Annotated in this window: 13 protein-coding genes; all 13 read right to left on the reverse strand. The window is 53.4% G+C overall.

The window, feature by feature from the left end; genetic code table 11:
• Positions 1 to 15 precede the first annotated feature (15 nt).
• The 13 genes from rpsC to rpoC all read right to left on the reverse strand — a co-directional run bounded on the left by rpsC (position 16) and on the right by rpoC (position 13324).
• On the reverse strand, positions 16 to 717 hold the full coding sequence (gene rpsC / locus ELY33_RS09000; protein WP_030074209.1) for a 30S ribosomal protein S3: 702 nt from the start codon (positions 715 to 717) through the stop codon (positions 16 to 18).
• Positions 718 to 728: 11 nt separating this feature from the next.
• Positions 729 to 1061, reverse strand: a complete 333-nt coding sequence (gene rplV / locus ELY33_RS09005; protein ID WP_010626471.1) for a 50S ribosomal protein L22 — start codon at positions 1059 to 1061, stop codon at positions 729 to 731.
• Positions 1062 to 1079: 18 nt separating this feature from the next.
• Positions 1080 to 1355, reverse strand: coding sequence for a 30S ribosomal protein S19 (gene rpsS, locus ELY33_RS09010; RefSeq protein WP_009098993.1), 276 nt, complete (start codon positions 1353 to 1355; stop codon positions 1080 to 1082).
• A gap of 33 nt (positions 1356 to 1388) precedes the next feature.
• Positions 1389 to 2219 (reverse strand): 50S ribosomal protein L2, encoded by an 831-nt coding sequence (rplB, locus tag ELY33_RS09015; protein ID WP_030074210.1) that lies wholly within the window; start codon positions 2217 to 2219, stop codon positions 1389 to 1391.
• Positions 2220 to 2236: 17 nt separating this feature from the next.
• Complete coding sequence (rplW, locus tag ELY33_RS09020) at positions 2237 to 2533, reverse strand: 50S ribosomal protein L23 (RefSeq protein WP_009723902.1); 297 nt, start codon at positions 2531 to 2533, stop codon at positions 2237 to 2239.
• Complete coding sequence (gene rplD, locus ELY33_RS09025) at positions 2530 to 3135, reverse strand: 50S ribosomal protein L4 (RefSeq protein WP_126946954.1); 606 nt, start codon at positions 3133 to 3135, stop codon at positions 2530 to 2532. Before rplD ends, rplW begins: the two co-directional genes overlap by 4 nt.
• Before the next feature lie 15 nt (positions 3136 to 3150).
• Positions 3151 to 3789, reverse strand: a complete 639-nt coding sequence (rplC, locus tag ELY33_RS09030) for a 50S ribosomal protein L3 (protein WP_126946957.1) — start codon at positions 3787 to 3789, stop codon at positions 3151 to 3153.
• Positions 3790 to 3941: 152 nt separating this feature from the next.
• Positions 3942 to 4253, reverse strand: a complete 312-nt coding sequence (gene rpsJ, locus ELY33_RS09035; RefSeq protein ID WP_007112007.1) for a 30S ribosomal protein S10 — start codon at positions 4251 to 4253, stop codon at positions 3942 to 3944.
• Positions 4254 to 4413: 160 nt separating this feature from the next.
• The gene (gene tuf / locus ELY33_RS09040) at positions 4414 to 5607 is read right to left on the reverse strand and encodes an elongation factor Tu (RefSeq protein ID WP_126946960.1); all 1194 of its coding nucleotides are present in this window, start codon (positions 5605 to 5607) and stop codon (positions 4414 to 4416) included.
• A gap of 29 nt (positions 5608 to 5636) precedes the next feature.
• The gene (fusA, locus tag ELY33_RS09045; protein WP_126946963.1) at positions 5637 to 7760 is read right to left on the reverse strand and encodes an elongation factor G; all 2124 of its coding nucleotides are present in this window, start codon (positions 7758 to 7760) and stop codon (positions 5637 to 5639) included.
• A gap of 167 nt (positions 7761 to 7927) precedes the next feature.
• Complete coding sequence (rpsG, locus tag ELY33_RS09050; protein ID WP_009098975.1) at positions 7928 to 8398, reverse strand: 30S ribosomal protein S7; 471 nt, start codon at positions 8396 to 8398, stop codon at positions 7928 to 7930.
• A gap of 138 nt (positions 8399 to 8536) precedes the next feature.
• A complete protein-coding gene (gene rpsL, locus ELY33_RS09055; protein ID WP_009098973.1) occupies positions 8537 to 8911 on the reverse strand; it encodes a 30S ribosomal protein S12 in 375 nt (124 codons plus the stop codon).
• A gap of 198 nt (positions 8912 to 9109) precedes the next feature.
• Complete coding sequence (rpoC, locus tag ELY33_RS09060) at positions 9110 to 13324, reverse strand: DNA-directed RNA polymerase subunit beta' (RefSeq protein WP_126946966.1); 4215 nt, start codon at positions 13322 to 13324, stop codon at positions 9110 to 9112.
• Positions 13325 to 13328: the final 4 nt, after the last annotated feature.

Here is a 13328-nt window from a genome sequence, read left to right on the forward strand (position 1 = left end):
CGACTCGCTCTCCCCTTACCTGGAACCTTTCTTCTTGGGCGCGTTGCCGGCAGGCTGTTGTTTAGCCTTGGCACGTACTTCCTCAATACCACCGAGGATTTCGCCCTTGAAGATCCACACTTTGACGCCGATGACGCCGTAGGTGGTGTGAGCTTCGTAAGTGGCGTAGTCGATATCCGCACGCAACGTGTGCAACGGAACGCGACCTTCGCGGTACCATTCGGTACGTGCGATTTCGGCACCACCCAGACGACCTGACAGCTGAATCTTAATGCCGCCAGCGCCAAGACGCATTGCGTTCTGTACCGCGCGCTTCATAGCACGACGGAACATGACGCGACGCTCAAGCTGACCCGCTACGTTAGCAGCGACTAGCTTGGCATCCAGCTCCGGCTTGCGAACTTCTTCGATGTTCACATGAACCGGAACACCCATCATCTCGGTTAGATCACGACGTAAACGGTCGACATCTTCACCTTTTTTACCAATCACGATACCCGGACGGGCAGTGTGAATGGTGATGCGGGCATTATTAGCCGGACGCTCGATGTGAATGCGACTTACGGAAGCGTTTTTCAAACGCTGTTCCAAGAAGCTACGCACTTCGAGATCATTATTGAGCTTATCGGCATAGGCGCCGCGCTCGGCATACCAGACAGAAGCATGGTCTTTGACGATGCCCAGTCGAATGCCTGTTGGATTGACTTTCTGACCCATCTGGTCGACTCCTACTTCTCGGCTACCTTGACGGTGATGTGACAGGTGCGCTTCAAGATACGATCCGCACGCCCCTTGGCACGCGGCTTGATACGCTTGAGCGTCATGCCCTCATCGACGCAGATGGTCGAGACACGCAGCTCGTCTATATCCATGCCGTTATTTTCTTCCGCGTTTGCAATGGCGGACTGCAGCACTTTCTTGACTAGCTTGGCAGCCTTCTTCGGTGAGAAGGTCAGCAGGTCGAGTGCTTCGGCGACCGGTTTACCGCGCACCTGGTCAGCCACCAAACGGGCCTTCTGGGCGGATAAACGAGCGCCACGCAGCTTAGCTGTGACTTCCATCTCTCAATCCTCTCTGGCTTACCGTTTGGCTTTTTTGTCCGCCGCATGCCCGCGATAAGTGCGAGTAGCAGCGAATTCGCCCAGCTTGTGACCAACCATTTCCTCGGAAACATGCACCGGGACGTGTTGGCGACCGTTATGGACAGCGATTGTGAGGCCTACCATGTTTGGCAGGATCATCGAACGACGCGACCAAGTTTTAATTGGTTTGCGATCATTCTTCTCCACTGCAGCCTCTACCTTCTTCAAAAGATGAAGGTCAATGAAGGGACCTTTCTTTAGTGAACGTGGCACAGCCGTTACCTCTTAATGTCTTGGCAATTTAGATCAACGCGTCTTATTACGACGACGAATGATCAGCTTGTCGGTGCGCTTGTTCTTACGCGTCTTGTGACCCTTAGTCGGCACACCCCATGGGGATACCGGGTGACGACCACCACTGGTGCGGCCTTCGCCACCACCGTGCGGGTGATCGACTGGGTTCATCGCGACACCGCGAACAGTCGGACGCACGCCTCTCCAGCGCTTCGCACCGGCCTTGCCAAGTTGACGCAGGCTGTGCTCAGAGTTGCTCACCTCACCCAGAGTCGCGCGGCATTCAGCCAACACTTTTCGCATTTCGCCAGAGCGAAGACGTAAGGTGGCGTAATTACCTTCACGAGCGACCAACTGGGCGCTAGTACCGGCACTGCGAGCAATCTGCGCGCCTTTACCCGGCTTCAGTTCAATACCGTGAACGGTAGAACCTAGCGGGATGTTGCGCAGCGGCAAAGCATTACCTTTCTTGATGGGCGCGTTAACACCAGATTCCAGCACGTCACCCGCGCTGACACCTTTCGGTGCAATGATGTAACGACGTTCGCCATCAGCATACTTAAGCAGCGCAATGTGCGCACTGCGGTTCGGGTCGTGCTCCAGACGCTCAACGGTGGCAGGAATGCCATCTTTGGTACGTTTGAAGTCGATCAACCGATAGTGGTGACGATGACCACCGCCCACGTGGCGGGTGGTGATGCGACCGTAGTTATTACGGCCACCGGACTTAGACTGCTTCTCCAAAAGCGGTGCATACGCACGGCCTTTGTACAGTTCCTCACCAACGATCTTAACGACGTGGCGACGACCGGCGGATGTGGGTTTGGTCTTGACGATTGCCATTATCCGTACTCCTGCCCTTATTCGGCGCCAGAGAAGTCTTCGAGCGTTTCACCCGCAGCCAGGGTCACATACGCTTTGCGGTAACCCTTACGCAGGCCAACACCGTGAGCAGTACGCTTTGTTTTACCCTTCACGTTCAATACTTGAACGCTGCCGACCTTCTTGCCGAAAAGTGCTTCAACGGCTTTCTTGATCTCGGGCTTGGTAGCATCGGATGCCACCTTGAAAACGTACTGGTTGCGCTCGGCTGCCATCGCGGCCTTTTCGGTCACGTGCGGTCCAAGCAGAACCTTAAATACGCGCTCCTGGTTCATGCCAGCTTCTCCTCGAATTTACGCAGGGCGGAGACAGTGACCAGAACCTTATCAAAGGCCACTAGGCTCACCGGATCAGCTGCAGCGACATCCACCACGTCAACGTGGGGAAGGTTGCGTGCGGCCAAATAAAGCTTCTCGTCAATTTCTTCAGTGACGATCAACACTTTCTCAAGGTTGAGCTCTTTCAGCTTGGCAGCTACCTGCTTGGTCTTCGGCGCTTCAACGCTGAACTCTTCAACAGCAATCAAACGCTCTTGACGTACAAGTTCAGACAGGATGGAACGCATCGCCGCACGGTACATTTTGCGGTTAACTTTCTGGGAAAAGTCCTGAGGACGCGCCGCGAAAGTTACGCCGCCGCTGCGCCACAGCGGTGAGCGAATAGTACCGGCACGTGCACGACCGGTACCCTTCTGACGCCATGGCTTCTTACCACCACCACGAACGTCGGAACGGTTCTTTTGAGCGCGAGTACCTTGACGGCCACCAGCCAAATAGGCGGTTACCACCTGGTGAACCAGCGCTTCGTTGAATTCTTTGCCAAAAGTGGCGTCGGCTACTTCAACGGTACCCGTGCCTGCAGCAAGATTCAGATTCATTGGTAATTATCCCCTTCAGCGAGCTTTCACGGCGCTGCGAACGACAACATCGCTACCGGTCGCGCCCGGAACAGCACCTTTGATCAGCAGCAGGTTACGCTCGGCGTCGACACGGACGATTTCAAGGCTCTGTACGGTGCAACGGGCATTACCCATCTGACCGGCCATTTTCTTACCTTTAAATACGCGACCCGGAGTCTGACACATGCCGATAGAGCCCGGCGCGCGATGCGACAGGGAGTTACCATGCGTGTTGTCTTGGGTACGGAAATTCCAGCGCTTAACAGCACCCTGGAAGCCTTTACCCTTAGAGGTGCCGGTCACATCAATCATTTGACCAGCTTCGAAGAGGGATACGGTGAGTTCGCCACCCACTTCAGGAGATTCTTCGCCTTCTACAAGACGGAATTCCATCAGCGAACGACCAGCCTCAACACCCGCCTTGGCAAACTGACCCGCTTGCGCCTTGGTAAGGTGCTTGGCTTTTCGAGAACCTGTAGTGACCTGTACCGCTGCGTAACCGTCAGACTCAAGAGTCTTAACGCGCGTCACACGGTTAGGATCTACTTCAATAACGGTCACGGGCACGGAAGCGCCATCTTCGGTAAAGACACGGGTCATCCCGGCCTTTTTACCGACTAAACCGATAGTCATACTCAGTCTCCTATAGTGTACGGGGCTATCACCCGCTATGGCTGCCCTTTCCAGAGCATTCCACTAGCACATTGTGTGGCGCCTCACGGCGCGGCGGCTGCTGCTCATCCTAAAAAATTAATGAGCGCTGGGCCGCAAAGTGTCTAGTGTAATTAGTTGAGCTTGATTTGCACGTCTACGCCAGCGGCGAGATCGAGCTTCATCAACGCATCAACAGTTTTCTCAGTTGGCTCAACAATATCGAGCACACGCTTGTGCGTACGAATCTCATACTGGTCACGCGCATCTTTATTGACGTGCGGTGAAATCAGAATGGTGTAACGCTCGCGATTGGTCGGCAGCGGAATCGGACCACGAACCTGAGCCCCAGTACGCTTAGCGGTTTCAACGATCTCCGCTGTGGACTGATCGATCAGGCGATGGTCGAACGCTTTCAACCGAATGCGAATCTTTTGGTTCTGCATTTGCCCTAAACTCCAATGGATGTCGACGGCGCGAGCCGTCTACCCACGCATTCAAAGGATGCGCATTATAGGCACGCCAAGAGCCCATGTCAAACATTTGCTATTGGTGCGCAGAAAAGGGGGCTCGCGAGAGCCCCCTTGATCAATCAATCAAGTAAGCTTACTTGATGATTTTTGCAACAACGCCAGCACCAACGGTACGACCACCTTCGCGAATTGCGAAGCGCAGACCATCGTCCATAGCGATCGGAGCGATCAGGGTAACAACCATCTTAACGTTGTCGCCCGGCATAACCATTTCCACACCTTCAGGCAGTTCACAGGTACCAGTTACGTCAGTAGTACGGAAGTAGAACTGAGGACGGTAGCCCTTGAAGAAAGGCGTGTGACGACCACCCTCTTCTTTCGACAATACATACACTTCGGCTTCGAAGGTAGTGTGCGGGTTGATGGTGCCCGGCTTAGCCAGAACCTGACCACGCTCGACGTCATCACGCTTAGTACCACGCAGCAGGGCGCCAACGTTCTCGCCTGCACGACCTTCGTCGAGCAGCTTACGGAACATTTCAACACCGGTGACGATAGTTTTAGTGGTGTCGCGAATACCAACGATTTCCACTTCTTCGCCTGCTTTAACGATACCGCGCTCTACACGACCAGTAACAACAGTACCGCGGCCAGAGATAGAGAACACGTCTTCGATTGGCATCAAGAACGGCTGGTCGATAGCACGCTCTGGCTCAGGAATGTAGTCATCCAGAGCTTTGATCAGATTTGCGACGGCGGTAGTGCCCATGCCGTTCTCATCTTCACCATTTAGCGCCATCAGCGCGGAACCAGTAATGATCGGCGTGTCGTCACCCGGGAAATCGTACTCGTCAAGGAGTTCACGAACTTCCATCTCAACTAGCTCAAGCAGTTCTTCGTCATCAACCATGTCCGCTTTATTTAGGAACACAACGATGTACGGAACGCCAACCTGACGAGACAGCAGGATGTGCTCACGCGTCTGCGGCATCGGACCGTCGGCGGCAGAACATACCAGGATTGCGCCGTCCATCTGCGCAGCACCCGTAATCATGTTCTTGACGTAGTCAGCGTGTCCTGGGCAGTCAACGTGCGCGTAGTGACGCTGCTCAGACTGATACTCAACGTGAGACGTGGCGATAGTGATACCGCGCTCACGCTCTTCAGGAGCGTTATCGATGGTATCAAACTCACGCCAGTCGCCGCCGAAAACCTCTGCAGACACGCGGGTCAGGGCCGCAGTCAGAGTCGTTTTACCATGGTCGACGTGACCAATGGTGCCGACGTTGACGTGCGGTTTGGAACGTTCAAATTTTTCCTTAGCCACTGCTATAACCTCTTTACGTTAGCTAACGGTTAACCGTTTTGATTGATGACGGCTTCAACGACGCTGGAGGGCGCCTCCTCGTACTTCGCGAACTCCATAGAGTAGCTCGCGCGGCCCTGGGTTTGTGAGCGTAGATCGGTTGCGTAACCGAACATCTCACCCAGTGGCACCGTTGCACGAATGACTTTACCAGAAGAGGAGTCATCCATGCCCTGCACCAGACCGCGACGACGGCTCAGGTCGCCCATGACGTCACCCATAAATTCTTCGGGGGTCACGATTTCGACCTTCATCACCGGCTCCAGCAGCACGGCCTTGGCCTTCCTGGCACCTTCTTTCACTGCCATAGAAGAAGCAATCTTGAACGCAGTCTCGTTTGAGTCCACGTCGTGGAAGGAACCATCAAACAGCGTTACTTTAACGTCAATCATCGGGTAACCCGCGATGACACCGTTTTTGAGCCGTTCGTAGGCACCCTTCTCAACCGCAGGCACGTATTCCTTAGGAACCGCACCACCCACGATTTCAGAGTTGAATTTGAAGAAAATCTCGTCTTCACCTTCACCCTTTTCTGCAGCACTCAGCGGCTCAATACGCAGCCAAACGTGACCGTACTGACCACGACCACCTGACTGACGCACGAACTTGCCTTCTTGCTCAATGTTGCCGCGAATCGTTTCGCGATAGGCAACCTGAGGCTTACCGATATTGGCTTCAACCTTGAACTCGCGACGCATACGGTCGACAAGGATATCCAGGTGCAGCTCACCCATACCGGAAATGATCGTCTGACCGGTTTCTTCGTCAGTCTTAACCTGGAAGGAAGGATCTTCTTGGGCAAGTTTACCCAGAGCAACACCCATCTTTTCCTGATCAGCCTTCGACTTCGGTTCAACAGCTACCGAGATAACTGGATCCGGAAATTCCATGCGCTCGAGAACGATTTTGTTATCGATGTCGCACAGGGTGTCACCCGTGGTCACGTCTTTCAGACCGATACATGCTGCGATATCGCCAGCAAGTACTTCTTTGATCTCTTCGCGTGAATTGGCGTGCATCTGAACGATACGGCCAACACGTTCTTTTTTCTGCTTAACGGAGTTATAAACACCATCACCAGATTTCAAAACGCCCGAGTAGACGCGAATAAAGGTCAAGGTGCCAACGAAGGGGTCGGTTGCGATTTTGAACGCCAACGCCGCGAACGGCGCACTGTCATCCGCTTCACGCGTGTCAACGGTGCCGTCTTTATCGTCCAATTCACCTTCAATCGCCTTAACTTCAGTCGGCGAAGGCATGTATTCAATAACGCCATCAAGCACTGCCTGAACACCTTTGTTCTTAAACGCAGAACCACAGGTAACTAGGACAATGTCATTCGCTAACGTACGCGCACGAAGACCAGCCTTGATTTCTTCAATCGTAAGCTCGCCGCCTTCCAAGTACTTATCCATTAGCTCTTCTGAGCCTTCGGCAGCGGCTTCGACCATTTGCTCGCGGTATTTCTCGGCAGCCTCTTGAAGCTCCGCAGGAATCTCGACAAGATCAAAATTCATACCCAGGCTTTCCTCATCCCACAAGATAGCCTTCATTTGAATCAGGTCGATAACGCCCTTGAAGTCTTCTTCCGTGCCCCAGTTAATCTGGATCGGCACAGCGTTGGCCCCCAAGCGTTCTTTAAGCTGGTCTACAACCATAAAGAAGTCAGCGCCGGTGCGGTCCATCTTATTGACAAACACCATACGCGGAACTTCATACTTATTGGCTTGACGCCAAACAGTTTCGGTCTGCGGCTGAACGCCGGAAGAGCCACACAGAACGACAACAGCGCCATCCAGAACACGCAAAGAACGCTCAACTTCGATAGTGAAGTCAACGTGCCCAGGCGTATCAATAATATTGATACGGTGCTCAGGAAACTGCTTATCCATGCCCTGCCAGAAACAGGTTGTCGCAGCTGAGGTGATAGTAATACCACGCTCCTGCTCCTGCTCCATCCAGTCCATGGTCGCCGCACCGTCGTGTACTTCACCCACTTTATGGGAAAGACCGGTGTAGAACAGTACGCGCTCAGTTGTCGTGGTTTTACCCGCGTCAACGTGAGCGACGATACCGATATTGCGATAACGATTAAGTGGAGTCTTGCGTGCCACAGTGAAGCTCCCGATAGTTGGCGATGCTCGTTAATTCGACAGTGTTCATTTTACGTATGTCACTGTCGCCATCGACAACGATAGCGACAATGTGTTGCAGCATGGCGAAAAAATTCTTCAACACAGCACAACACGCAAAAACAAACACAGAACTAGAAACGCCGAGCTTAGAAACGATAGTGAGAGAAGGCCTTGTTGGCTTCTGCCATACGGTGCACATCTTCACGCTTCTTAACAGCCGAGCCTTTGCCTTCAGCGGCATCCAGCATTTCACCTGCCAGGCGCTGAACCATCGTTTTTTCACCGCGGCGACGCGCAGCGTCAACCAACCAGCGCATTGCTAGGGCTTGGCGACGCGAAGGACGAACTTCGACCGGCACCTGATAGGTCGCGCCACCGACACGGCGCGACTTAACTTCGACCATAGGCTGGATGGTTTCCAGCGCTTTATCGAAGATTTCCAGCGGCTCTTCATTACTACGCTCGGCAACCTTGTCCAACGCACCGTAGACGATGCGCTCAGCTATGGACTTCTTGCCGCTGACCATCAGGTGGTTCATGAACTTCGCCAGACGCTCACTTCCGAACTTAGGATCTGGCAGGATTTCGCGTTTAGCTACAACTCTTCTTCTAGGCATGATAAGCCCTCAATTAAGGATCCTTCAGGTAAACCCGGGACTCATATGCGCCGATGGCGCCGCCCGACCTTACTCTTATCAGACCGACATATTCGTAAAGGTAACAACCCGCGTCGTAAAACGCCGCAGCAAAACGCCTTAGGACTTCGGACGCTTGGTACCGTACTTAGAACGACCTTGCTTACGGTTCTGTACGCCAGAGGTATCAAGGGCGCCACGAACGGTGTGATAACGCACACCTGGCAAATCCTTTACACGACCGCCGCGAATCAGAACAACAGAGTGCTCTTGCAGGTTGTGACCTTCGCCACCGATATAAGAAGACACTTCGAAACCGTTGGTAAGGCGCACACGGCAAACCTTACGAAGGGCCGAGTTCGGCTTCTTAGGGGTAGTAGTATAAACGCGCGTACAAACGCCACGCTTCTGCGGGCATGCCTGAAGCGCAGGTACGTCACTTTTAGTGACGGGGCGCTTGCGCGGCTTACGCACTAGCTGATTAATCGTTGCCATGGTGTTTAGCTGACTCCAATGGTTGCCTAGCCTTTCAACAAATACGGGCAGCAGATGCGGGCGCACCCACCCCACTGTTAAAGGCTGCGCATTCTAAAGGCTGACCCTAGGTGGCGTCAAGTCTTGCTGGCGGTTTAACCAGCAAGACTGCGCCATAAGGGCCAGCGACTCGTAGTTACTCGTTTCCTTTACCGTCGATTACAGTTCGTCGTCTGAATCAAGGGCGGTTAACTGAGCACCAAGCTCCTGCTCAACTTCGGTAGCCGAGGGGTTAAACAGACGCTCAACGTCTTCGCGTTTGCGGCGACGTTCTGCGTGGTGAGTCAGACCGGTACCTGCCGGAATCAGACGCCCAACCACCACGTTTTCTTTCAGCCCGCGCAGATAGTCGCGCTTGCCGGTAACTGCTGCTTCGGTCAATACGCGCGTCGTTTCCTGGAACGACGCTGCTGAAATGAACGACTCAGTAGCCAAGCTGGCCTTAGTGATACCCAACAGTAAGCGTTGATACTTAGCTGGGAATTTATCTTCTTTCTCAAGACGTGCATTTTGCTCTAGCACGCGCACGAGCTCGGCTTGGTCGCCAGTAATAAAGTCAGAGTCGCCTGAATCAGAGATCTCTACCTTACGCAGCATCTGACGAACAATGACTTCGATATGCTTATCGTTGATGCCTACCCCCTGCAGGCGGTAAACATCTTGTACTTCGGCAGTAATGTATTTGGCCAGTTCCGCCACGCCCAATAAGCGCAGGATATCGTGGGGATTGCTTGGACCATCCGAAATCACTTCACCCTTCTCGACCTTTTCGCCTTCGAAAACAGCGATTTGGCGCCATTTGGGGATCAGCGCTTCAAACGGGTCGCCAGACTCTGGCGTAATCGTCAAACGACGCTTACCCTTGGTCTCTTTACCAAAGCTGATAACACCACTGATTTCAGCCAAGATCGCAGACTCTTTCGGCTTACGCGCTTCAAACAAGTCGGCAACGCGAGGCAAACCACCGGTAATATCTTTGTTAGCAGACGCTTCAACTGGAATACGTGCAACGACTTCACCCACGCCAATGGTAGAACCATCATCGACGGAGATAATAGAGTTGCCTGGCAACAGGTACTGTACCGGTGTATTCGAGCCAGACACCGAAACATACTCACCAGCCGCATCTTTCAGCATCACCATCGGGCGCTTGTCGCGACCGGCCATTGGGCGAGCTGCCGACTCAATAACTTCAATAGACGATAGGCCAGTCATCTCATCGACGCTGCGGTGCATGGTGACACCCTCGTCAAGATCGAGGAACTGTGCTTTACCCTCTACTTCGGCAATGATCGGGTGCGTGTGCGGATCCCACTTGGCGACAATCGCACCACCATCCACGACTTTACCGTCACGAACTGACAGCTCTGCACCGTAAGGGAGCTTGTAGTACTCACGTTCACGACCGTGGTCATCAGCGACAGCAAGCGCACTGGAGCGAGATACAACCACCAGCTTGCCATCAGCACGCTCTACATGCTTGATGTTATGCAGCCGCACTTTACCGCCGTGCTTAACTTGAACGCTGTCTACAGCAGATGAGCGCGATGCTGCACCACCGATGTGGAACGTACGCATGGTCAGCTGGGTACCCGGCTCACCGATGGACTGAGCGGCGATAACGCCAACAGACTCACCAATGTTGACCTGATGACCACGTGCCAAATCACGGCCATAACAGGAGGCACAAACCCCGTGAGCAGTGTCGCAGGTAATGGTAGAACGAACGATAATTTCGTCGACGCCCATAGTATCTAGCGATGCACACCACTTTTCGTCTAGCAACGTGCCGCGCGGGATAAGCACTTCGTTGTTGCTCGGATCAAAAACATCAATCGCGACAACACGACCAAGTACACGCTGAGACAGCGGTACAATGATGTCGCCACCTTCGATGATCGGGTGCAGCGTCAGACCTTTATCGGTGCCACAATCGATCTCAGTGATGACCAAGTCCTGAGCAACATCAACCAAACGGCGGGTCAGGTAACCGGAGTTGGCTGTTTTTAGGGCCGTATCCGCAAGACCTTTACGTGCACCGTGGGTCGAAATGAAGTACTGAAGTACGTTCAAACCTTCACGGAAGTTGGCGACAATCGGCGTTTCGATAATCGAGCCATCCGGCTTGGCCATCAGGCCACGCATACCTGCCAACTGGCGGATCTGGGCGGCAGAACCACGCGCACCGGAATCAGCCATAATAAAGACGCTGTTGAACGAGTCTTGCTCGACTTCATTGCCTTCACGATCAATGACGGTCTCCTTAGAGATACCCACCATCATCGCCTTGGCGACTTTATCGTTAGCCTTTGACCAGATATCGATAACCTTGTTGTACTTCTCACCGGCGGTTACCAGGCCAGAAGAAAACTGGTCTTCGATCTCTTTAACTTCTGCTTCTGCAGCGTCGACAATCTCAGTCTTCGCATCGGGGATAACAAAGTCGTTAACACCGATAGAAGCGCCCGACCACGTTGCCAAACGGAAACCGGTGTACATCAGTTGATCAGCGAAGATAACCGTAGGCTTCAAACCTGCACGACGGTACACCTCGTTGATCAGGTTGGAGATCGCCTTCTTCTTCATCGGCTGGTCGATCAGTAAGAACGGCACGCCTTCTGGCAAAATGCGGAAAAGCAGCGCACGGCCAACCGTAGTGTCGTAGATGCGACGGTGGAAACTACGTTCACCGGTTTCCTCTTCGACGTCTACTTCGTCCAGCCGCACCTTCACACGAGCATGTAGCGATACCGACTGAGTTCCAAACGCGCGCTCCACCTCATTAAGGTCGGAGAACACCATGCCCTCGCCTTTAGCGTTAATCTTTTCACGGGTCATGTAATACAGACCCAGAACAACGTCTTGCGACGGCACAATAATGGGTTCGCCGTTGGCTGGCGACAGCACGTTATTTGTGGCCATCATCAGCGCGCGCGCTTCAAGCTGAGCTTCCAGCGTCAGCGGCACGTGTACCGCCATCTGATCACCGTCAAAGTCGGCGTTGTAGGCAGCACATACTAACGGATGCAACTGGATCGCTTTACCTTCGATCAACAGCGGCTCAAACGCTTGGATACCAAGGCGGTGAAGCGTCGGCGCACGGTTAAGCAGTACCGGATGCTCACGGATAACATCGGCAAGGATGTCCCATACCTCTGGCAGTTCACGCTCAACCATCTTCTTGGCAGCTTTAATCGTTGAGGCGTAGCCCAGCGACTGCAGCTTGGAGTAAATAAACGGCTTGAACAACTCAAGGGCCATTTTCTTCGGCAGACCACACTGGTGCAGACGCAAGGTCGGACCAACGGTGATTACCGAACGACCGGAGTAATCGACGCGCTTACCCAGAAGGTTCTGACGGAAACGGCCCTGCTTACCTTTAATCATATCGGCAAGGGATTTCAGCGGGCGCTTGTTAGAGCCAGTAATGGCACGGCCACGGCGGCCGTTATCCAACAACGCATCAACCGCTTCTTGCAGCATGCGCTTCTCGTTGCGAACAATAATATCCGGCGCATTGAGGTCAAGCAGACGCTTCAAACGGTTGTTACGGTTGATGACGCGACGATAAAGGTCGTTCAGATCTGAGGTCGCAAAGCGGCCACCATCGAGCGGTACCAGCGGACGAAGATCCGGTGGCAGCACGGGCAGCACTTCCATGACCATCCACGCCGGCGCGTTACCGGAATGATAGAAGGCTTCAAGTAGCTTCAAGCGTTTAGAAAGCTTCTTAATCTTGGTTTCAGAGTTCGTCTGCGGAATCTCTTCACGCAAATGATTAATCTCTTCTTCAAGATCGATATCTTTCAGCAATTCTTGGACAGCTTCAGCACCCATACGGGCATCAAAGTCATCGCCAAACTCTTCTAGTGCTTCAAAATACTGCTCATCGTTGAGTAACTGACCACGCTCCAGCGTGGTCATACCGGGATCGATGACAACAAAGCTTTCGAAGTACAGTACGCGCTCAATATCACGCAGCGTCATATCGAGGAACATGCCGATACGCGAGGGCAGCGACTTCAAGAACCAAATGTGCGCAACCGGCGAAGCCAGTTCGATGTGGCCCATGCGTTCGCGGCGCACGGCAGCTTTAGTGACTTCAACGCCACACTTTTCACAAATGATGCCGCGGTGCTTCATGCGCTTATACTTGCCGCACAAACACTCATAGTCTTTGACTGGGCCGAAAATCTTGGCGCAGAACAGACCATCCCGCTCCGGCTTAAAGGTACGGTAGTTGATGGTCTCAGGCTTCTTCACCTCGCCAAACGACCAGGAGCGAATCATGTCCGGCGACGCCAGGGTAATCTTGATCGCGTCAAACTCTTCGGACTGAGATTGCGATTTGAGTACTTTCACCAAATCTTTCATGGAA

Origin of the sequence: Vreelandella andesensis, from assembly GCF_003989795.1 — a bacterium.
GTDB classification, from domain to species: Bacteria; Pseudomonadota; Gammaproteobacteria; order Pseudomonadales; family Halomonadaceae; genus Vreelandella; species Vreelandella andesensis.

Coding starts and splice junctions, on each gene's coding strand:
- rpsC (WP_030074209.1), bottom strand. CDS start 717: ATGGGTCAGAAAGTCAATCCAACAGGCATTCGACTGGGCATCGTCAAA.
- rplV (WP_010626471.1), bottom strand. CDS start 1,061: ATGGAAGTCACAGCTAAGCTGCGTGGCGCTCGTTTATCCGCCCAGAAG.
- rplB (WP_030074210.1), bottom strand. CDS start 2,219: ATGGCAATCGTCAAGACCAAACCCACATCCGCCGGTCGTCGCCACGTC.
- rplW (WP_009723902.1), bottom strand. CDS start 2,533: ATGAACCAGGAGCGCGTATTTAAGGTTCTGCTTGGACCGCACGTGACC.
- rplD (WP_126946954.1), bottom strand. CDS start 3,135: ATGAATCTGAATCTTGCTGCAGGCACGGGTACCGTTGAAGTAGCCGAC.
- rplC (WP_126946957.1), bottom strand. CDS start 3,789: ATGACTATCGGTTTAGTCGGTAAAAAGGCCGGGATGACCCGTGTCTTT.
- rpsJ (WP_007112007.1), bottom strand. CDS start 4,253: ATGCAGAACCAAAAGATTCGCATTCGGTTGAAAGCGTTCGACCATCGC.
- rpsG (WP_009098975.1), bottom strand. CDS start 8,398: ATGCCTAGAAGAAGAGTTGTAGCTAAACGCGAAATCCTGCCAGATCCT.
- rpsL (WP_009098973.1), bottom strand. CDS start 8,911: ATGGCAACGATTAATCAGCTAGTGCGTAAGCCGCGCAAGCGCCCCGTC.
- rpoC (WP_126946966.1), bottom strand. CDS start 13,324: ATGAAAGATTTGGTGAAAGTACTCAAATCGCAATCTCAGTCCGAAGAG.